We start from the raw sequence: 19,866 nt of genomic DNA on the forward strand, positions 1-19,866 counted from the left end.
CAGTCGCTGTGCCTGAACGTCGAGGTGCTCTCCAGCGACGGCATGTCCATCGAGATGCGCGACACCGACGAGGACGTCTTCCGCGCCGCCGAAGAACTCGGCATCGACCTGTCCCGGCGCGAGCCGAGCAGCGTCGAGGAGATCTGACGACTCGCGCACGCGGCCCGCGCCTCCTCTCCGGCGCGGGCCCGGCGTACCGGTCCGTACCGTGAGTTCCGGAGGACACGATGAACGACGAGACGGCCGCGCTGCTCTTCGAGGTGGTCGAGCGTCTCCAACGGAGCATCGCCGCCCGCCACTGCCCGGCGGTCGCGGCCCTCGAAGGCGAGCGGCGGCTCGTGCTCAGCGACTACGACTATCTCCGCGACCCACGGTCGGCCGTCTCGTTCGAGACGCGGGCGGCCGCCAGGGCGCGGGAGATCCGCGCGACACGATGGGTCCTCGCCGTCCCCCTGGTCTGGGTCACCACCCCCGGCACCGTCTACAGCCGGGCCGTGTCCAACCACCCGCTCCGCGAGGGCGAACAGGAGACGATCACCTGGATGAGCTTCCACGAGGACGACGGCGTGGACTACGGCCGGGTTCCCTACGCGCGCCGCCCCGGCGGGGAACCCGTGTTCGACACCCCGGAGATGTTCGCCGTGGGCGTGCTCCCGGCCCGGGCCATGCCGGGCCACACGCTCCTTCACACACTCTTCCCGAACGGCTGACCACCCCCGTGGTCCGTCGGCGGCAGCCATGCCTGGGTGCCGCCCGCACGGCCCACAGCGAGCCGGGGCCCGGGACAGCGGGCTCGGCCGTCGTGAACGTCATTCACTTCTCGTTCCCGATTGCCGCGGACCAGGTCCGTTGGAATATCCGGGTAACCATGGGGATGCGTCACGGCCTGCCGGGCACCGTCCTTTTTCGCCGGCCCGCCGTGCGCCGGGAAAACATTGACGGCGACCGGCCCGGCCCCGCGGAGGGAGCAGGACGCGCGGCGATCCGGCTTCGGGTGGAGAACCACGGAGGATTTCGGCGAAGTCGCCGGCGACGATATTCAGAAACAGGCGTCTCACGGGAGGGGTCCTATCCCGTCTCCTCTGCCGTACGAGATTCCGGCCCGCGCGGGAACGGCCGGACGTTCCGTTTCCGCATCGAGCGGGGGAAGCGTGTGGCGGTTCCACGGAGGCGTGTGCGCCCGGCCTCCGGGCGGGTTTTCCAGCGTGTTCCGGTACCGGTCACGGACCGTCGGAGGCGGCGGGAATTCCAGGGGATCGTTCTCCGCGAAGTCGTTCCGCGCACGCGGTGGAGATCGTGTGCCCGAGGTACGCCCGGTCATTGAAAGAGACCGGTCTCTTTTACGTCGGTCCCGGTCGGCACATCCGCGGAAAGCCGTCCGGAAAGCACCGGTTCCTCACCGATCGTGTTCCTTCTCCGGAGAAAGTCCCCCGAGTTCCGGAAGGCGTAACCGTCACCCACGGGCGAGGATAACGTGAGCTTCCCTCCAGGTACGCCCGATGGGGCCGTAGCAGGGAATATCCGGTCGACACACCGATGCCGGGCACCATACACCCGACATTGAGTTTCATATACGGCAAATCGGCATTATAGCCGTTTGACCGACGTTAAGGGCCCTCCGCTATGCCAATCCGGTCACCGCGGAAAACGCGTTTTCCGTGGCCCCCAAAACCGATCCACAGGGAGACCGGGGCACTTCCACGAGACACCGCAGGGGCACGGATAAGGATTTCGGCGCATCACGCGCCACGGCCGAGCATGACCCCATCAGACGGCCGGCGCAAGGCTTGACATTTTCAGTAACCATACGTTAGTAATTTTGATGCGCTACTTCTGTCTGCCGCCCTGAAGAATGCCACTTAAAGCAATGACGTTGATTCGCTCGGTCATCAACGCCTGGCTCGACAGGTACTCCACGGACCCGGCGTCCTCGTGTATTTCTTCCGGGCCTGTTGAACAGTAAGCCCAGCTCCCCGCCCCGTCGAACACCACTTGAAGCAGGAAGCAAGAGTTCGCGCATTTATGGGGGAAGTGTGTCTATGGTACCGGAAGTCACCACCGAAGAGTGGGAGTATGTGCACAGGCTGTTCACGATCCTCGCGAAGAAGTGGGCGGTCGGTGTACTGATCACGCTGTTTCCAGGAAATTTACGGTTCGCTGAGATGCAACGCGAGATACGGTGTCCCAACACCAAGACGCTGACCATGACCCTGAAAACGCTCGAGGAGGAGGGGTTGATAAACCGCGAGATCCTCCACACACGTCCGCCCGGTGTGCGCTATGGCCTGACGGAGTCAGGCCGGAGCCTCGCGAACCTCCTGTATCCACTGTGGAAATGGGTGAGCGACACGCGCGAGTGACCTCTCCCGAGGCTCGCGGACGACATTTCGGATGTTCCGGCCGTCGCCCGGCCTGCGGTGCGCGGGCGACGGCCGGAACATCCACCACGGTCCCCGGTGAGGGCACGACCCGCAGACCGGGCGACCGGCTCAGAACCCGCGCACCCTGGTGACGCGGACGCGTAGCGGAACCGGGTACTCCGCGCTGAACCTCTCGGGGTCACCGCTGATCCGCGTGATGCCGTCGCGGTATTTCTCGGCGTAGGGCGGGAAGTCGGCGGCGGCCGGGTGATCGGTGAGGATCTCCGCCTCTCCGGTGACAACGACGATGTCCCCGCCGTCGGAGGCGGAGTTGAAGTTCAGCGACACACGCGGGTTACGCCGGATGTGGCCGAGCCGCGCCGCGTCGGCCCGGTTGTAGATCAGGATCGTTCCCTGGTCGTCGTCCGCCGGTTCCCAGACGAACCACACGAGGTTCGGCTGGGGGGTTCCGTCCCGGCCGACCGTGGTCAGCCAGGCGAAGGTCTCAGTCCTCAGCCGCTGCTCGACACGCTGCTGGAAGTCCGTCATGGGGTCACCGCCCTGCTGTGTGAGTGGCGCGGAACGCGCGGACGATCATGATGGCGATGAGGGCCGCGACGAGTGAGCACACGCAGAGGGCGATCCAGGCCGCCGCGATACCGTGGGCCTCCGCGACGCTCTGGGCGGTTCCCGTGGACCGCTGCCGGGTGGCGATGTAGGCCGCGATGGGGGCGACGATCGCCAGGCCCAGTCCCGCACCGCTCTCGTTGAACGTGTTGAGCAGTCCCGACCCGGTTCCGCTGTGCCGTTCGGGGATCTCGGCCGCCCCGAAGGTGTAGAGGGGGACGAACATGGTCGGCAGGCCGAGTCCGTAGATCCCCAGCATGGCGATCACCACGACGGTGGGGACCGTCTGGCTGGTGCCCCACGTGACGACCGCGAGTACGACGATGCTGATCAGCTGCACCAGCACACCGGACAGGTAGATCTTCGGCATCCCGATTTTCTGGGCGAGTTTCGGGATGCCGAAAGCGGCGACGAGCGAGCCGAGGCAAAGGGGCAGCAGGGCGAGCCCGGTCTCCAGCGGGGTCAGGCCGGCGGCCCGCTGGAAATAGTTGCTTCCCAGATAGAGAGATCCCAGCAACAGCGTCGCGGCCATCACCATGCCCGCGCATGCAAGTGCGTACGTCCTGATTCGCAGGAGGAAAAGCGGCAGGAGCGGGTCGTCCGTGTGACGTTCGTAGCGGACGACGGCGGCGAGGATGACGACGCCGAGCACAAGGAAGGCCCACGGCCCCAGGCGGCCGACCCCGTCCTGCATGTCGATGAAGGCATAGGAGACGAGGCACAGCGACATGGTCACCGCGATGGCGGTGGGAAGGCGCAGCGGCGAGCGGGGGGCGTCGAGCTCTCTCCTCATCGGGGCGACGGACCGCAGCGCGGCCAGGGAGAGCACCACCCCGATCGGCAGGTTGATGAGGAACACCCACCGCCACGACGCGTACTCCACGATGGCCCCGCCCGCGATGACGCCGATGGTGGCGCCGACGACGCCGAGCCCGCTCCACACCGTCAGGGCGATGTTCATCTGACGGCTGGACCGGTACGTCGCGATGATGATCGACAGCGCGGCCGCGGACAACACCGCCGTGCCCGTTCCCTGGATCACCCGCGAGGCGACGAGCATCGCGCCGTTCGCGGCCAGTCCCGCCCCGAGAGAGGCGAGGGCGAAGATCGCCAGGCCGAGCAGGAACATGGTGCGCCGTCCCCGGACGTCGGCGAGGCGCCCGCCGAAGAGCAGAAGCGATCCGTAGGTGATGACGTATCCGCTGATCGCCCACTGCAACGCCTGCGCGCTCGCGTGGATGGAGTCACCGATCGACGGCAACGCCACGTTCACCACGGTGGAGTCGAGCATGACGAGCATCTGGGCGATGCCGACGACCGCCAGCGTGCTCCATGGCCGGTCCTCCGCGGGAGCCGCGGCGTCCAGCTCGGCCGGTGCGTTCTCCTGAGGTTCTACCGTCATCGGACTCCCCGTCCATCGGGTCTGCCGGTCAGTTGCATGCCTTGTAATGTAACTCTATGCCGAAGCATATTACTTGCGGAGCGACGTTTGCCAAGTGGGTTCGGAGATACCATTGACTTGGGCGCAGGCGGTACGCGCGTAGTAAGGAGACCGTCATGGACGAGCAGGATCGGGCGTTCGAGGCGCTCAGTCAGTGGAAGACGACCATCAGGCCGATCGAGCAACTGAACGCGCGCATCGAGTCGGAGCTGAGCCTGCGTCACTCCCTGTGCATAAGCGGTTATGAAGTGCTGTATCTCCTGGCCTCCCGCCGGGGCAAGACGCCGTTGACGGAGATCTGCAAGCACATCGACAGGTCCCAGCCGCGTGTCTCCCGGCTCATCGGCCAGCTTGAGGAGCGTGGGATGGTGGACCGTTACCGCACCGCCTCCGACGGGCGGGCCTACCAGCTGGCCATCACCCGCAAGGGCAGGCGCGCCCTGCAGGCCTCGGCGAGCACGCTCCTCGGCATCCTGAGCGAGGAGGACGCCCCGGCGCGGCATCTGACGGCCGAGCGGCTCTCCGCGCTGTGGCAGACCCTCTCCTCCCCTGCCACCGTCCAGACCGAACAGGGGCAGGCGGGGGAAGCCTAGACCGGCGCCCCCCACCGGCGCCTGGCGCAGCGCGGGCCCGGTGGGAGCCCGCGGGCGCCCGTCCCCGTGGCCCCGCCCTCCAAGAGGCCGCCCCGGCCGTCTCACGGAACGGCCGTCTCGGGGGGACCGTTCCGGCCGTGCCGGAGCGCCTGGTCGCGAGACTCGCGAGGCCGGCGGCTTCCGGCACGGCCGGGCGAATACGGTTCCGCCGTCGTCACCCCGCCGGCGAACGCCCGCGGCTCCTCAGCACACGGCCGCGGATGATGTCGGTCCTGACGCGGCGCAGGTCCTTGGTGACGAAACAGCGGCGCAGCCAGCGGTCGGTTCCGTCGTACCGGGGGACGAACCCGGTCCTGCCGTGGACGGCGGCGTTGTTGTCGATGATCAGGAGCGAGCCGCGCCGGAGCACCGCGCCGATGAGGTTGCCCTCAAGGCACGACCTGAGCCGATCCAGCGTGAGCCCGGCCCTGTCGTCCACCGCGGCCATGCCGTGCAGGTCGACGCACAGGTCGGGGTCGTCCTCCGGCCCGGTGAGCACCGGGATGGGCCCGGTCCAGCGTTCCTGTCCGCCGCCCGTGAACGAGCTGCTGAAGAAGATCTTGAAGCGAGGCTGGCGGAGGATCTCAAGGTCCTCCGCCGAGAGCTCGTTCAGGACTCTGCGGACGCCGCACGCGACCGTCGCAGCCCGGCTGTCGTGGTCGGCCCGTATGCACAGCAGCGACAGATAGTCCGGAGGGGTTCTCAGGAAACCGTCCTCGGTGTGCAGTTCGAGCAGGACCGATCCGGCGTTCTCCTGCCTTTCCTCGTAACCGGCCCTCGGATAGACGTCCTGAATGAGCTTGCCCGACTTCTCCTCCGCGTAGCTGATCGGCGCCCCGAGCATCGTCATGATCGACAATTGGACAAGTGTCGCCACGGGGATGTCCCTCCAGCCGGGCTCGTCGGCCGGCCCCTTCGGCGTGGGCTCGTCGGCCTCGACGGGCAGGCCTTCGACGGCCAGCACCCCGTCGACCGAACCGAGGTCACGGAAGGCCCAGATCTTCCGGCGCAGCCGGTCCGGGAAGTGCCGTGCCAGGCCCTCTGCCGTGTGGATGAACTCATCGTCGTGCAGATCGTCGTGTGAGAACCGGCCGGCCGCGGCCAGGCACGTCTCACGGAGTGTCGCCGCCTCGTCCGCCGTGATCGTGACGGTGTCCTCGAACTCGGCGTAGGAGATCTCCCGTACGCCGCCGGCGGAGGCGGTTCGCTCTGCCATTGTCAGGCGGCCCTTCCTGGGGTGGTTATTCGCAGCACCGAATGAGCGGGGATGAGGGAGTCGAGGATGCGCGGCAGGCCCAGCGTCCGAAGAAGCCGCAGGTAGCCGAGCGGTAGCACCGCGCTCTGCCACAGTCGTTCCGGCAGCGTGCTGGTCAGCCGGTGCACGTCCACCGGGACGTTGCGCGGGACCTTCCTCCCGCTGACGGCGCGGACGGCCATGTGACAGGCGAGCGAACCGAACTGCCAGGCGGCCTCGGGCAGTTGGGGCACGCTGTAGTCGGGATCGGTGATGTTGGCCGCCAGTTCGAGCAGCATCAGACCGGGCATGTGCCGCATCGGCGCGATCCGGAAAACGGCCTCCCAGATGGCGAGGGTGGGCAGTTCCGCGGTCTCTATGGCGCCGTCGAAGATCCGGCGGACATGGCGGTAATCGAAATACTGGGCGCACATCACGCCGGCGAGGTCCCAGCCGGTGATGAGCGGCTTCCTCGCCTCCAGGGCGGCCTCGTGCAGCGCCATCTTCGCGGTCAGCCCCGACCTCGTCGTCACGTCGACGCCGTCGACGATGACGTCCACCCCCCGGACGAGGTCACGGGCGTTCTCCACCGTGACGCCCTCGCTGTACACCGCCACGCCGCTGTGCGGATTGATGCGGCGGATCGCGTCCGCCCCGGCCTCGGCCTTGTTCCTGCCGAGGTCGTCTATGAAGGCGGCCTGGCGGTTGAGGTTGTTCAGCTCGTAGTTTCCCGAGTCCGCGAGCCGGAAGTCCCTGAAACCGATCCGGGCCAGAGGCTGGATCGCCGCTCCCCCCACGGAGCCGCAACCGGCCACGAGAACCAGGGCCGCCCCGATGCGATCCTGCGCCTCCGAGCTGACCAGGCCCTGGTTACGGCGGATCAGGTGCCGGTAGTAGTCGTCCGCCTTCAGGTTCCTCGCCTCGTCAACCGATTCGATGTCAATCATCCTGCCTCCATGCGCTCAGTTGTTTCCGCACCGACATTCCCCGATTGCCCTTCAGGAGCGTCTCGACTCTGCGCAGATGACTCTCGTGATCACGGTAAGTCATGCAGGAATAAGCGACGGGAATTCTCTCCTGTCTCCACATCGGCCCGTACGGACCGCTCGCGTTCTCCGATCTCGGCCGTTCTTCGGAACAATCCACGGCGAATCCGAGGTGTTCAAACATCTGCGGGCTCCCCTCCCTGGCACCGTCGGCCACGAAGCTCTCGAGTTCTCCGTTCTCCCAAAGGCGCACGGTGAGGAAGGAGAGTCCGAGGAGGGCCCACCAGGGGGCGTTTCTCGCCAGGTCCGACCATGGAATTCCGATACGGCGCACCAGCCGTTTCGCCTCCCATGTCCGGTCCCGGCCCATCCCCTTGGCCACCGTTTCACCCACGGTGACGTCGTACTCCTTCTCCAATGTGAAGGGAACACCGGAGGCGGCCGGGTCGGGAAGCGTCATGTAGACATAGGCGGCGGCGTATCCGGAGGCCCGGTCCAGGACCATCGTGTGATATTCCCGGCCTGGCGGGGCGCCCGCGACCTCAGCCGCGTATTCGTCGATGCCGACCAGGTTCCTGTCGAGAAATCCGAGCTTCCAGTACTGGGCGAACCTGAAAGCGTGCATGGCCCGCCGGTACCGGAGTGGAATGTGGTCGCCTCGCGCCACGATGGTGAGGCTGCCGTCGATTCCAGCTGACATGTACACGGGTGGCGCGATCAGGTTCGTGTCCAGCCTGGCGAACGAGAACCGTGACGACGCCTCCGCCATATCGTCCAGCGCGTGTCGAGTCATGTCACTGCCGGGTGATCAGGTCCGTGATCGTCAGCGCGAGCGCCTCGGGCGACCCCTCGTAGATGCGCGGGCCGAACGAGTCGCGGAGAATGCGCTCCATGTCGTTCGTCCGCTGGAACGAACGGGCGCCGAGCAGCGACATCGCCATGTTGGAGTTGAAGACGGCGGCCTCGTCGGCGACGAGCTTGGCCAGCGCGGGCTCCAACTCGGGGACCGGGAGGGTGACGTCGGCCTTCTTCGCCGCCTCGATCCACAACGCCCGGGACGAGGCGACCCTGGCCGCCATGTCGGCCAGCTTCCTGGCCGACATCTGGTGCTCGTAGAGGACCTTTCCGGTCTGACGGCGTTCGGTGGACCACTGGAGCCCGTGCTCAAGGGAGTGCCGTGCGATTCCCGTCGAGATCGCGGCGCAGGTGATCCGGCAGAGGTTCCCCTGGGTCACGTTCAGGTCCCATCCGCCGAGGGGGTCTCCTATGACGTTCTCCGCGGGGACGCGAACGTCGTTGAAGATGAGTTCTCCCGCGGGGGCGGCACGGTAGCCGACCTTGTCGTGCGTCTCGCCGCGGACGACGCCGTCCCACTCCAGGTCGATGACGAAGCACGTCAGCCCGGTCGAACCCGGGTTGCCCTCGATGTTCGCCATCACGGTCGCGAACCGGGCGACCGGGGCGTTGGTGATGAACTTCTTCCGGCCCCGGATGACGTAGTGGTCACCGTCCTGCCTGGCCGTGGTGATGTCGACGGCGTACTCGGCGTGCTCGCGCCGTACCACGTCCATTCCGTTGAGCTCTTCCGCGACGGCGTTGCAGCCGAGGATGACGGTGTCGCCGGTGAAGGGTGCCAGATAGCTCTCGGTGAGCCGCCTGTCTCCGCTCAGGAGCAGGGGAAGGTGGAAAAGACCGGTCGCGCCGAGGATGAGGGCGAAGCCCGGGTCCGCGGCGGCGAGTTCCTCCATGACGTAGCCGAGGGCGAGGTTTCCGAGACCGAGACCGCCGAGGTCCTCCGGGATTCCCATGCGCAGGCCGCCAAGCTGCCGGGCCTCCTCGACGAGGTCCCAGTCCACCGTGCCGATGGCCGCGCTGTCGCGGCGGCGCGCGGTCGGCGCCACCCGGTCGCGTGCGAACTCACCGAGCGCGACCACCGCTTTGTGGTGCGTGGAGTCGAGTCCCTCGATGGCGTACAGGTCGGGGCGAGAAACGGCGTTCATCACTTCACTTCCCTTCGGGCTTCAGGCTGCCGAGCGAACGGAGAACGGCGATCGTCTGAAAAATCGGTCCCTTTGCCGTCACACGTCCCGAAGTGATCATCCGGGTGACGGACAGGTCTCCTTCGACGAGTGCCGTCACGTCCCGGCTCGAAAGGCGAATCGTGAGGTCCGGGGTACTTTTTTCCGTCGTCTGTACGGTCCCGTCCCGACCGAGCACGACTTCCAGGGAGTTGTCGATGACAAATCGTGTGACGACGCCAACGGCGATGTAAGCGTCGGCCGCGGCCGATTCCTCGGATACTCGCCCGATGGTCCGGCGAATCTGCTCGACCTGCACAGAGGCTCCTTCTAGGGTCGGTGAACACCCCGCGGACAAGCGAGGTGGTGAATCATTGGTCCGCCCGCGCGCTTCTCAGATCCATCATCAGTAATACATGTCAGAAATAATCACATTCAAACCGGTATCCGTACCGGCTCACACAAGGGGTGTGACGCGACACCACCCCTCCTGGGAAACACCGGGAGCCGGGACGGCTTTCGCTCCGCGCGGGGGATTCTGGAAACAACCCCTTCACCGAAACGGGGTCCGCGGGGTGGTGGCGTGGAGGCGTGGGCAGGCCATCCGGGCCGGAAAACGACGAGATCCCGCCCGATCGGACCGATCGGACGGGATCTCGTCAACACGCTGTCGCTGTGGAGCTATGGGGATTCGAACCCCAGACCTCCTCCATGCCATGGAGGCGCGCTACCAGCTGCGCCATAGCCCCTTGCGTTTTGTACCGCTCGGCGGCACCACGCCAGTGTATAGGACATCGCACCCTACTCCGTAACCGGCGAGGTGACCGTCGAGGCCGCCGGGACAGGCGCGCCCCGGCGGCCGTCCGGTCAGCCGAGCGACAGGGCGCGGGTGATCAGGGTCGCCAGCTCGGACACCGCGGGGTCCTCCGTCGAGGTCGCCAGACGACCGGCGTGTCCGGCCAGCTCCTCCGTCCCGACCCCGGCGACAGGCCTTCCTGTGCGGAGATACTCGGCGAAGGCCGCGGCGACCACGTCCACCTGGAACCGCGGCGACGACCTCTCCCACGGAGAGGAGACCAGGTCGGCCCGCCCGATGGAGCCGCTGGTCTCGCCCGGGGCGCGGGTGTCGGGGTCCTGCCAGCGCACGGTCGCGGTGGCGAGCTGGCCGGAGGCGCCCTGGCGCAGCCGTACCTCGTACAGGGCCGTCACCGTGTGGCCGGGGCCGACCTCGCCGCCGTCCTTGCTGTCGTCGCGGAAGTCCTCGGCCGCGATCCGCCTGTTCTCGTAGCCGATCAGGTTGTAGGACTCGACCGTGGCGGGGTTGAACACGACCTGCGCCTTGGCGTCGCGAGCCCGCAGGTCGAGGGTGGTGGCGAGTTGCTCGACGAACACCTTGCGCGCGTCGTCGACCGAGCTGACGTAGACGGCGGCGCCGTCCCCGTTGTCGGCGAGCTGCTCCATCAGCTGGTCCCCGTAGTCACGGCCGACGCCCACGCACAGCAGGGTGATCTGCTTGCCCGCGTACTCCTCGACCCGGTCCAGGATGCCCTGCCAGCTGGTGTCGCCGTTGTTGGCCAGGCCGTCGGAGAGCAGGATGAGCCGGTTGGTCGCCACCGGCCTGAAGGCCTTCGCCGCCTCCTGATACCCGGTGGTCAGCCCCGCCTCCAGGTTCGTCGAGGCCTGTACGGCCAGCCGCTCGACGGCCGCGTCCAGCTCCCGCCGTTCGGTCGCGGGGGTCATGGACAGCACGACCTGGGCCTGGTCGCTGAAGGCGACGATGGAGACCTTGTCCCCGGGCCCGAGCTGGCCGATGAGCCGGTGCAGCGCCTCACGGACCAGGTCGAGTCTGCCGGGTTCGCCCATCGAGCCGGAGACGTCGACCACGAAGGTCAGGTTCGCCGGGCGTCGCTCCTGTGACTGCGCCTGACGGGTGCGCAGACCGACCCTGAGCAGCGCCGTGCCGTTGCCGGGCATCCGTGCGCCGTCCAGCTGTACGGAGAAACCGTCGTCCTCGGGTTCCCGGTAGTCCTGGCGGAAGGAGTTGACGAACTCCTCCGGTCTCACCCTGTCCCGCTCCGGGAGTCTGCCCTCCCCGATGGCGCGTCTGGCGTAGTCGTAGGAGGCGGTGTCCACGTCGAGGGCGAAGGTGGAGATCTGGTCGACGGTGGTGTCGTTCATGTCCTTGGACGTGCCGGTGTCGTTCTCACGTTCCTGGGGTGCCTGGGCGTTCGCGTCGCCCCTGGGCTGGGTGCTGGCCGACCTGTCCGCCGAGCTCCCGCAGGCGGCCGTGACCCACAGGGCCAGCACGGCCAGGACGATGGCGAGCGTGCGTGGTTTCATGTTCGCCTCCACAGGGATTCACAAGGGATTCGCCGTGATTTATCTGGATTTACATGGCTTCACGGAGACTCGCGGGATTCGCGCGCCATCCCGTACGACGACCCCCTCACGACCTGGGCCTGGTGCTTGACCCAAGCGAGCGCAAACCGTGCCCGGCGCGTGATCGGCCCATCCCTGCTCGGACGCCTCAAGTGACCACATGTTTTCCTCATTAATCCAGCTTCATGTGGAAAAAAGGGGACATAGGATTCGGGATCATGCGCGTGTATCTCGGACTGGCGGCCAAGCGTCCCGAAGCCGGAATCCCCGAGGCGATGCTGCACACCGTGCGCGCCTCGATCGAGACCGCCTTCCCCGTCCCGGCCGAGGTCATCAGATCCCGCGAGTGGCACAGGCCCGGCGTCAGCCTGTTCGCCTGGACCAACGAGCCCGACGACTCCCGGACGCCCCCGCTGCTGGCCACCGGCCACGACCGGGTGACCGGGGTCAACGGCAACCTGGCCGTGCCCGGCGACGTCGACCGGCTCGCGGGCGCCCCCGAACTGAGCGCCGAGGCGGTCGGCGGCTGCTTCTCCGTCTTCCGCGCGACCGGTACCGAACTGGCCGCCGCGACCGCGATCCACCGGGTCTGCCCGGTCTACTACGCCGAGGCCCCGGACGCGCACGTGATCGGCAGCAGGGCTCTGCTGGTCAGCCTGGCCGCCTTCGGCGAGCGGATCGAGTGGGACGTGCTCGCCCTGCAGTCGATGATCCGGCAGGGCTACTTCCTGTCCGACGAGACGCCCTACCGGGGGGTCAGCGCGCTGCCGCCCTCCTCGACCGTCACCGTCAGGGGCGGCAGCCGTACGGTCACCGAGGCTCCGCTGCCGGTCGCCGTCGCCGCGCCGTCCTCGGCCAGGCGGCGCAGGGCCCTCATCGGAGGGCTGGCCGACGCCCTGCTGACCTCGGTCGAGCCGCTGCGCGCGGCGGGCGAGCCGGTCAACCTCGCCCTCACCGGCGGCCGGGACAGCAGGCTGGCCGCCGCGGTGCTGCACGCGGCGGGGATTCCGCTGCGCGCGACCACGAACGGCCTCGACAGCCACCCCGACGTGATCCTCGCCGGACGGATCGCCGGGGCGCTCGGCGTCGAGCACACGGTCATCCCCCCGGCGCGCACCGAACGCAGGGACGCCGTCCTGGTCGAGCATCCGCTCGCCAGGACCTACGAGACACTGCGGACCTGCGAGGGGATGACCTCGGCCTACGAGTCGATCGTCGGCTACCTGCCGTACAACGCCAGACCGACCATGTCGGGGCAGAGCGGGGAGGTGTTGCGCGCGGGCAGCTTCCTGCTGCTCCAGAACGACCTGAGCCCCAAGGCGCTGCGGCGCCGGATCGACACCACCTTCATGCGGGACAAGGCCCTGTTCAGCGCCGAGGCCAACGACCACGCCCGCGAGCTGGCCCGCCCCTGGCAGGAGCGCGAGGGGGTCGAGGCCCTCGACCAGATGTACGTCTTCTACCGGATCGGCCGCTGGCAGGCCGGTTCAAGGGCCGGGTCACAGCGCCGGGGCGACCCGGTCTGGCCCTTCCTCGACAACCGGGTGGTGCGCGCGGCCCTCGGGCTCGACCAGGCGTGGCGGCTGTCGGAGGAGGTCGTCCACGAGCTCATCACGACCTTCGCCCCGAAACTTCGCCACATCCCCATCGAGGGCAAGCCGTGGCGCTTCACCGCCGGCAGGCGCTACTACCCCTGGCAGCGTAAGCCGGGATTCCTGACGGCACCGAAGACCGGGGGCGGCTGGAGCTGGCGCACCAGCCCGGGTGAGGCGCTGAGCGGCGTGCTGCGCGACCACGTCCTGGAGCACCTCGACCTGCTGGTCCCGATCGTCTCCCCCGACGAGGTCCGCAAGCTGTTCGCCGCGCCCGTGGTCACCAAGCCCGCCCAGGTCTGGCATCTCTACACGGTGGCCACGATGCTGTCGGGCGCGTATCCGGGCAAGGCCCCCGAGGGACTCCACGAGATCCACGTCCAGGTCCCCTCCTGACCCGGCTACGTAAAATCACCCCTAGACAGCGGAGAGTTTTCCTACAACATTAGTGGGATATTAATCTCTGCCTAGGAGTTCCCGTGGCACTCATTCAGCCCGATCCCACCTTCTATCCGTCGGCCCGTGACGCCATGCAGGCGCCGCGGGAGGAGCTCGCCTACGTCGCCCTGCTGGACGCCGAAGGGCAGGGCCGTCCCGACGGGCTCGCCACGATCGACCTGTCGGACGGGTCGATCGTCAGCGTCGGCGACATGCCCCACGCGGGCGACGAGCTCCACCACTTCGGGTGGAACGTCTGCAGCGCCGCCCTGTGCCCGTACGCCCCGCACCCGCACGTCGAACGGCGCTACCTGGTCCTGCCGGGGCTGCGCTCCAGCAGGATCTACGTGTTCGACGTCAAGGACGACCCCCGGCGGCCCAGGCTCGTCAAGACGATCGAGCCGGAGACCGTCTTCGAGAAGACCGGCTACAGCCGCCCGCACACCGTCCACTGCGGCACCGACGCGATCTACGTCAGCGCGCTCGGCAACGTGGACGGCGACGCGCCCGGCGGCGTCTTCACCCTCGACCACGACACCTTCGAGCCCAAGGGCCGCTGGGAGGTCGACCGGGGCCCGCAGGAGCTGCACTACGACTTCTGGTGGCACCTCGGCCACGACACGATGATCACCAGCGAGTGGGGCACCCCCAACCAGATCGAGGCGGGCCCCTCGCTCGACCTGCTGGTCGGCAGGAAGTACGGCCACAAGCTGCACGTCTGGGACCTGACCAAGCGCAGGCACCTGCAGGAGATCGACCTCGGGGACCAGCACCAGATGGCCCTCGAACTGCGTCCCGCGCACGACCCGTCCAAGACCCACGGGTTCGTCAACACGGTCATCAGCGTCGAGGACCTGTCGGCCGGCATCTTCACGTGGTACCAGGACAACGGGGTCTGGAAGGCGGAGAAGGTCATCACCATCCCCGCCGAGCCCGCCGACCCCGAGTTGCTGCCCGAGCCGCTCAAGCAGTTCGGAGCGGTTCCGCCGCTGGTGACCGACATCTCGCTGACCCTCGACGACCGCATCCTGCTGGTCTCCTGCTGGGGCACGGGCGAGCTGAAGGCCTACGACGTCTCCGACCCGTTCTCCCCCCGCGAGACCGGTTCTGTGCGCCTCGGCGGCATCGTCGGCAGGACCCCGCACCCGGCGCGCCAGGGACGGGCGCTGAACGGCGGCCCGCAGATGGTCGAGGCCAGCAGGGACGGGCGGCGGGTCTACTTCTCCAACTCGCTCTACCGCTCCTGGGACGACGTCTTCTACCCCGACGGCATCTCCAGCTGGATCGCCAAGGTGGACATCGGCGACGACGGCTCGCTCTCCCTCGACGAGGGCTTCTTCGTCGACTTCGCCGCCGACGGCCGCCGGGCCCACCAGATCAGGCTGCAGGGAGGCGACTCCTCCTCCGACTCCTACTGCTTCCCCTCCTGATCCCCGCGACGACCGCAGAAAGGAGTCGGCCTCCTCCATGAACGCTCTTGCGGGCCCCGCCCCGAAGAACAGGACGGAGCGCGCGAGATGGACCTGACGTCCGTGCTGGTCCTGGCCGGTCTCGGCGCCTTCCACGGCCTGAACCCGGCCATGGGCTGGCTGTTCGCCGTCGCCCTCGGCCTGCAGGAACGCTCGCGCTCCGCGGTGCTGCGCGCTCTGCCGCCCATCGTGCTCGGCCACGCGGGCTCGGTGCTGGTCACGCTCGCGCTGGTGTCCCTCGCGCGGCTGGCCGTGCCTCCCAGGGCCGTCTCCTACGGCGTCGCGGCCGTGGTGTGCGGGTTCGGAATCTGGCGGATCGTACGGCGGCGCCACCCCCGCTGGGTCGGCATGCGGGTGAACCGGTGGCAGCTCGCCGGATGGTCGTTCCTGATGGCCACCGCGCACGGGGCGGGCCTGATGGTGCTCCCGGTCACCCTGCGCGGTGGCCACGGCGCCGCCGTACTGGCCTCGCAGAGCCTGCTGGCCACGGCGGTCCACACCCTGGCGATGCTGACGACGGTCACGGCCGTCGCCCTGCTGGTCTACGAGAAACTGGGGGTGGCGGTGCTGCGCAAGGCGTGGTTCAACCTCGACCTCGCCTGGGCCGTGGCCCTCGTCGGCGCCGGGGCCTTCGCCGCCCTCACCTGACACGTTTGACCCTGACACCGTGTGAGCCCGTACACCTGGAACCATCATGTTCAGCATCGGAGACTTCGCCCAGCTCGGCCGCGTTTCGGTACGCATGCTGCGCCACTACGACGCGCTCGGGCTGCTGCGGCCCGCCCACGTCGATCCGGCCAGCGGCTACCGCTTCTACCACGCGGGGCAGCTCTCGCGCCTCAACCGCGTCATCGCGTTGAAGGATCTGGGCCTCACCCTGCAGCAGGTGAGCTCGATCCTCGACGAGAAGGTGACCGTGGCCGAACTCCACGGCATGGTACGGCTGCGCCGCGCGGAGCTTGAGGAGCGGATCGCCGCGGACACCGCGCGGCTGCTGCGGATCGAGGCGAGGCTCCGGACGATGGAGAGGGAGGGCCACATGGCCGTCGAAGAGGTCGTCGTCAAGCGTGTCCCGCCGGTGCGGCTGGCGGAGGTCAGCGCCGTCGCGGCGAGCTACGACAGTGAGGAGATCGGCCCCGTCATCAAGCCCCTGTACGAGGAGTTGTTCCAGCGCCTCGAAAGGGCGGGGGTCGCACCGTCCGGGTACGGCATCGCCCACTACGAACCCACCCAGGACGGCTCGGTGGTCGTGCACGCCGGAGTCGAGGTGACGGCCCAGCCGTCCCCCGGGCACGACTTCGAGATTGTGGACCTGCCCGAGATCGGGACGGCCGCGACCATCGTCCACCGGGGGTCGATGGACCACGTCGACTCGACCTACCAGATCCTGGCCCACTGGGTCGAGGAGCACGGCTACCGCAGTCTGGGCCTGGCCAGGGAGATCAGCCTTGAGTGCCCGGCCGACCACGAGGAATGGGTGACCGAGATCCAGCTCGCCGTGACGGCCGGGTAGTCCTGGCCCGGTTCGTCCAAGAAGAAGGGGATCCGTCGCTCATCTGGACGGATCCCCTTCTCCACGGTGACGCCGATCCCGGTCCTAGATCCACGCGCCCGCGGCGACCAGCGGCGCCAGCGCCAGGACGGTCCAGGCGAACCAGCGCCGGATCCGGTCGGCGGGCAGTCGCGTGGCCAGGCGCCCGGCGACCAGCGAGGTGAGCACCGCCCCACCGGCGAAGAGCAGCACCAGGCCGTAGTCCAGCCGCGCGCCCGCGTGCCCGGCGAACCCCGCCACCGAGTTGACCGCGACGACGACCAGCGAGGTCCCCACCGCGTCGGTCGCGGTCAGGCCGAGCAGCAGGGTCAGGGCGGGGACGACGGCGAACCCCCCTCCGACGCCGAACACCCCGGTCAGCGCCCCGACACCGGCTCCCGCGGCCAGCGCCCTCGGCAGGCACCGGCGGCGGTTGACCCGCCCCGCCGTGGTGCGGCAGGCCCCGCCGGTCGACTCCGCTTCACGCAGCATCCGCACGGCGACCACGACCATGATGACCGCGAACGCGGGCAGCAGCAGTTCGCCGGGCAGCCCACGGCCGAGCACCGCCCCGATGAGGGCGGCAGGCACGCCTCCGGCGGCGAACACCGCCGCGACACTCCAGCGGACCTGTCCCCGGCGCAGGCGTGGGACGAGCGCCCCCACGCTGGAGACCGCCACAACCGCCAGCGAGGTCGGGACGGCCACCGCCACCGGCTGGCCCGCGCCGTAGACCAGCACCGGCACGGCCAGCACCGAGCCGCCCGCGCCGAGCAGCCCCAGGCTGACGCCCACGACCACCGCGCCGGTCAGCACCAGGGCCACGGTGAGAGTCATCGCCGGCAGGCCCGCTCGAGCGCGACGGCGGGATCGCCGGCACCGGCCCTGTTGTACGGCAGACGGGCCAGCAGCATGCCCATCATGCAGTTGTCACTGGCTCCCGCGTAACCGAGCCCGGCGCCGACGAACGCCGTGACGAACAGGGCCGGCGCCCACCAGAGGCTCAGCGTGACGGAGCCGAGGACCAGCAGCCCCGCGACCAGGCGGACCTGTCTCTCCAGGCTCCAGCGGCTCCGTCCCCGGTTGACGGGCGCCCCCGAGGTGATCCAGGCGTTCAGCCCGCCGGTCATGACGACCGTCCCGTGCAGCCCGGCGGCGGCGAGCTTGTCCTGGGCCGTCCTGGCGCGTCCGCCGGACTGGCAGACGAGCACACTCCGGCCGTTCATCGCGCCGGCCAGTTGCGGCAGATACGCCTCCAGCCGGTCGAGGGGCACGTTGACGGACCCGTCGATGTGCGCGCTCTCGAACTCGGCGGGGGTTCGCACGTCCAGCAGCAGCACGGCGCCGTCAGTCTCCCGGGCCGCGGTCAGCGCCCGGACGGTGGCCACGTCGACGGTGTTCACCGTGCGTCCCCCTTCCCGGCCAGGGCCGCGGCCACCTGCGAGGCGCCCGCGTCGCCGAGCACGACCGGGTGCAGGCCGTGGCGGGTGAGGACGGTGGCGGCGATCGAGGCCCGGCGGCCCGAGCCGCAGACGACCAGCACCTGCCGCTCGCCCCTCAGCTGTTCGGGGACGCCCTGGGTGAGCAGGTCCGGCAGGAATCGCTCGACGGCGCCGGGCAGCGGGTCGGCCCGCCGCTCACCGGGCATGCGCACGTCCAGCACCCGGGCTCCGGGCATCCTTTCGAGGAAGTCGGTCAGGCCGAGCAGCTCGAAGCCCGCGCTCGCGTGCCCGCCGAGGTCGCGGACGACGCCGCGCACGTCGTCGACGCCGATCCTGGCCAGCTGGGTGAGGGCCTCGGTGACGTCCTGACCGGGTTCCGCCACCAGCACGATCGGTTCTCCGTACGGCACCAGCCAGCCCGCCCAGCTGCCGAAGTCGTCGCCGGGCGCGATGCCGATCGATCCCGGCAGGAACCCCGCCGCCTGTACGGCACGCGGGCGGACGTCCACGACATGCGCGTCTTCGGGGATCTCCTCGACCGAGGTCTCCGGCGGGCGCAGGGCCGGCATGGCGGGCGCCCCGAGAAGGTTGGCCGGTCCCATGTGGGCGTAGAAGGCCGGGATGGGCATCGGCGCGGCCAGCAGTTCGTCGGCGAAGGTCTCGGCGTCGGGCAGCGCGAGCAGCGGGTTGTCCCGTTGCTCGTCGGCGATCGTGGAGGTGTGACGGCCGACGCCGGACACGCTGCAGAAGGATCCCTCGCCGTGCGTCGGGAACAGGCCCACCTCGCCGGGCAGCGCGGCCAGCCGGTGCAGCGAGCCGTACTGCAGCCTGGCCAGGGTGCGGGCACGCTCGGGTCCGAGCAGGTCCGGCCGCCCCGCGGAGGAGACCAGCAGGCTGCCGCCGGAGAAGACCGCGACGGGTTCGCCGTCGATCAGCACCAGGTAGCCGGTGTGCTCCGGCGTGTGGCCGGGCGTGTGCATCGGGCGGATGGTCAGGCCGCCCCCACCGGTGATGTCCTCCAGATGGAAGGCCGGGGTGTGCGGATACGCCGCCGCCGCGGCGGCCGGGAGCACCAACTCGGCGCCGGTGCGCAGCGCCGCCTGTCCGCCTCCCGAGACGTAGTCGTTGTGCAGGTGGGTCTCCAGCACGAAGCGCAGCTCGACGTCGCGTTCGGCGGCCGCGTCCAGGAAGCGGCCAATGTCGCGTTGTGGATCGACCAGGACACCGCGCCCCTCGTGGACGAGCAGGTGGCTCTGGTCGCCGAGACCCGGCGTGCGGAACGAGATGACCTCCATCGTGGTCCTTCCATTGGTGAATACCCCGGGGGGTATCGATGAGACATGAGCGGGGGAAGAGTACCCCCGGGGGTATATGCGGGACACACGGCGAGCGGGGACCCCCGCCGCTCGCCGCCCTTCGGTTCAGGCCAGGGCCAGGAAGAGCTTCTCCAACTCCTCGACCCTCATCGGAGCCTCCTCGCCGCGAGCCTGGGCGTCCTGGCAGCATTTCAGGCCGCTGGCCACGATCTTGAACCCCGCCCGGTCGAGCGCCTTGGACACGGCCGCGAGCTGGGTCAGGACCTTCACGCAGTCCTCCCCGGCCTCGATCATCGAGATCACACCCGCGAGTTGCCCATGGGCACGGCGCAGCCGCGTCACGGCGTCGCCCACCATCGATTCTGTCAGCTCCATACCCCCCAGGGTATGAACGAGTGTCC

At 68.9% G+C, this 19,866-nt stretch carries 19 protein-coding genes and 1 tRNA gene; 7 read left to right on the plus strand and 13 right to left on the minus strand.

Annotation, left to right across the window (positions count from 1 at the left end):
* Positions 1–227 precede the first annotated feature (227 nt).
* Together ACFYY8_RS40645 and ACFYY8_RS40650 are read left to right on the plus strand one after the other, a co-directional pair.
* Positions 228–710 (plus strand): hypothetical protein, encoded by a 483-nt coding sequence (locus ACFYY8_RS40645; RefSeq protein ID WP_390050437.1) that lies wholly within the window; start codon positions 228–230, stop codon positions 708–710.
* A gap of 1,329 nt (positions 711–2,039) precedes the next feature.
* A complete protein-coding gene (locus ACFYY8_RS40650) occupies positions 2,040–2,360 on the plus strand; it encodes a winged helix-turn-helix transcriptional regulator (RefSeq protein WP_390050438.1) in 321 nt (106 codons plus the stop codon).
* A 129-nt stretch (positions 2,361–2,489) separates the two neighbouring features.
* Here ACFYY8_RS40650 and ACFYY8_RS40655 read toward each other — a convergent pair whose 3' ends face one another.
* Both ACFYY8_RS40655 and ACFYY8_RS40660 read right to left on the minus strand, forming a co-directional pair.
* Positions 2,490–2,909: a TIGR03667 family PPOX class F420-dependent oxidoreductase gene (locus ACFYY8_RS40655; RefSeq protein ID WP_390050439.1), complete on the minus strand. Its 420-nt coding sequence runs from the start codon at positions 2,907–2,909 to the stop codon at positions 2,490–2,492.
* Between the two features lie 4 nt (positions 2,910–2,913).
* The gene (locus ACFYY8_RS40660; RefSeq protein WP_390050440.1) at positions 2,914–4,389 is read right to left on the minus strand and encodes an MFS transporter; all 1,476 of its coding nucleotides are present in this window, start codon (positions 4,387–4,389) and stop codon (positions 2,914–2,916) included.
* A gap of 155 nt (positions 4,390–4,544) precedes the next feature.
* Between ACFYY8_RS40660 and ACFYY8_RS40665 the strand changes: the two genes are divergently transcribed.
* Entirely contained in the window at positions 4,545–5,021 is a 477-nt protein-coding gene (locus ACFYY8_RS40665) for a MarR family winged helix-turn-helix transcriptional regulator (protein ID WP_390050441.1), read from the plus strand.
* A 214-nt stretch (positions 5,022–5,235) separates the two neighbouring features.
* On the opposite strand, the gene ACFYY8_RS40670 is transcribed toward ACFYY8_RS40665, so the two are convergent.
* The 7 genes from ACFYY8_RS40670 to ACFYY8_RS40700 form a co-directional block, all read right to left on the minus strand.
* Positions 5,236–6,276, minus strand: a complete 1,041-nt coding sequence (locus ACFYY8_RS40670; RefSeq protein WP_390050442.1) for a hypothetical protein — start codon at positions 6,274–6,276, stop codon at positions 5,236–5,238.
* A 2-nt stretch (positions 6,277–6,278) separates the two neighbouring features.
* Positions 6,279–7,241 carry a HesA/MoeB/ThiF family protein gene (locus ACFYY8_RS40675; protein WP_390050443.1) on the minus strand — a complete coding sequence of 321 codons (963 nt, stop codon included), beginning with the start codon at positions 7,239–7,241 and terminating at the stop codon, positions 6,279–6,281.
* Positions 7,234–8,049 (minus strand): hypothetical protein, encoded by an 816-nt coding sequence (locus ACFYY8_RS40680; protein ID WP_390050444.1) that lies wholly within the window; start codon positions 8,047–8,049, stop codon positions 7,234–7,236. Before ACFYY8_RS40680 ends, ACFYY8_RS40675 begins: the two co-directional genes overlap by 8 nt.
* A gap of 25 nt (positions 8,050–8,074) precedes the next feature.
* A complete protein-coding gene (locus ACFYY8_RS40685) occupies positions 8,075–9,280 on the minus strand; it encodes an acyl-CoA dehydrogenase family protein (RefSeq protein WP_390050445.1) in 1,206 nt (401 codons plus the stop codon).
* A gap of 4 nt (positions 9,281–9,284) precedes the next feature.
* The gene (locus ACFYY8_RS40690; protein WP_390050446.1) at positions 9,285–9,617 is read right to left on the minus strand and encodes an SCP2 sterol-binding domain-containing protein; all 333 of its coding nucleotides are present in this window, start codon (positions 9,615–9,617) and stop codon (positions 9,285–9,287) included.
* Positions 9,618–9,974: 357 nt separating this feature from the next.
* Positions 9,975–10,047, minus strand: a tRNA-Ala gene (locus ACFYY8_RS40695).
* A gap of 118 nt (positions 10,048–10,165) precedes the next feature.
* Positions 10,166–11,638 (minus strand): von Willebrand factor type A domain-containing protein, encoded by a 1,473-nt coding sequence (locus ACFYY8_RS40700; protein ID WP_390050447.1) that lies wholly within the window; start codon positions 11,636–11,638, stop codon positions 10,166–10,168.
* Positions 11,639–11,895: 257 nt separating this feature from the next.
* Between ACFYY8_RS40700 and ACFYY8_RS40705 the strand changes: the two genes are divergently transcribed.
* From ACFYY8_RS40705 to ACFYY8_RS40720, 4 genes are all read left to right on the plus strand, one after another.
* Positions 11,896–13,665 carry an asparagine synthase-related protein gene (locus tag ACFYY8_RS40705; protein WP_390050448.1) on the plus strand — a complete coding sequence of 590 codons (1,770 nt, stop codon included), beginning with the start codon at positions 11,896–11,898 and terminating at the stop codon, positions 13,663–13,665.
* An 83-nt stretch (positions 13,666–13,748) separates the two neighbouring features.
* The gene (locus ACFYY8_RS40710) at positions 13,749–15,137 is read left to right on the plus strand and encodes a selenium-binding protein SBP56-related protein (protein ID WP_362918435.1); all 1,389 of its coding nucleotides are present in this window, start codon (positions 13,749–13,751) and stop codon (positions 15,135–15,137) included.
* Between the two features lie 87 nt (positions 15,138–15,224).
* Entirely contained in the window at positions 15,225–15,824 is a 600-nt protein-coding gene (locus ACFYY8_RS40715) for a hypothetical protein (RefSeq protein ID WP_352016317.1), read from the plus strand.
* A 46-nt stretch (positions 15,825–15,870) separates the two neighbouring features.
* A complete protein-coding gene (locus ACFYY8_RS40720) occupies positions 15,871–16,689 on the plus strand; it encodes a MerR family transcriptional regulator (RefSeq protein ID WP_390050449.1) in 819 nt (272 codons plus the stop codon).
* Positions 16,690–16,773: 84 nt separating this feature from the next.
* Here ACFYY8_RS40720 and ACFYY8_RS40725 read toward each other — a convergent pair whose 3' ends face one another.
* The 4 genes from ACFYY8_RS40725 to ACFYY8_RS40740 all read right to left on the minus strand — a co-directional run bounded on the left by ACFYY8_RS40725 (position 16,774) and on the right by ACFYY8_RS40740 (position 19,840).
* Positions 16,774–17,544 (minus strand): sulfite exporter TauE/SafE family protein, encoded by a 771-nt coding sequence (locus tag ACFYY8_RS40725; RefSeq protein ID WP_390050450.1) that lies wholly within the window; start codon positions 17,542–17,544, stop codon positions 16,774–16,776.
* Positions 17,541–18,110: a rhodanese-like domain-containing protein gene (locus tag ACFYY8_RS40730; RefSeq protein WP_390050451.1), complete on the minus strand. Its 570-nt coding sequence runs from the start codon at positions 18,108–18,110 to the stop codon at positions 17,541–17,543. Before ACFYY8_RS40730 ends, ACFYY8_RS40725 begins: the two co-directional genes overlap by 4 nt.
* On the minus strand, positions 18,107–19,444 hold the full coding sequence (locus ACFYY8_RS40735; protein WP_390050452.1) for a rhodanese-like domain-containing protein: 1,338 nt from the start codon (positions 19,442–19,444) through the stop codon (positions 18,107–18,109). The genes ACFYY8_RS40730 and ACFYY8_RS40735 overlap by 4 nt, the downstream gene beginning before the upstream one ends.
* A 126-nt stretch (positions 19,445–19,570) precedes the next feature.
* Positions 19,571–19,840 (minus strand): metal-sensitive transcriptional regulator, encoded by a 270-nt coding sequence (locus ACFYY8_RS40740; RefSeq protein ID WP_352016322.1) that lies wholly within the window; start codon positions 19,838–19,840, stop codon positions 19,571–19,573.
* Positions 19,841–19,866: the final 26 nt, after the last annotated feature.

The sequence above is a fragment of the Streptosporangium sp. NPDC001559 genome, assembly GCF_042893955.1.
In the GTDB taxonomy this organism is placed as follows: Bacteria; Actinomycetota; Actinomycetes; order Streptosporangiales; family Streptosporangiaceae; genus Streptosporangium.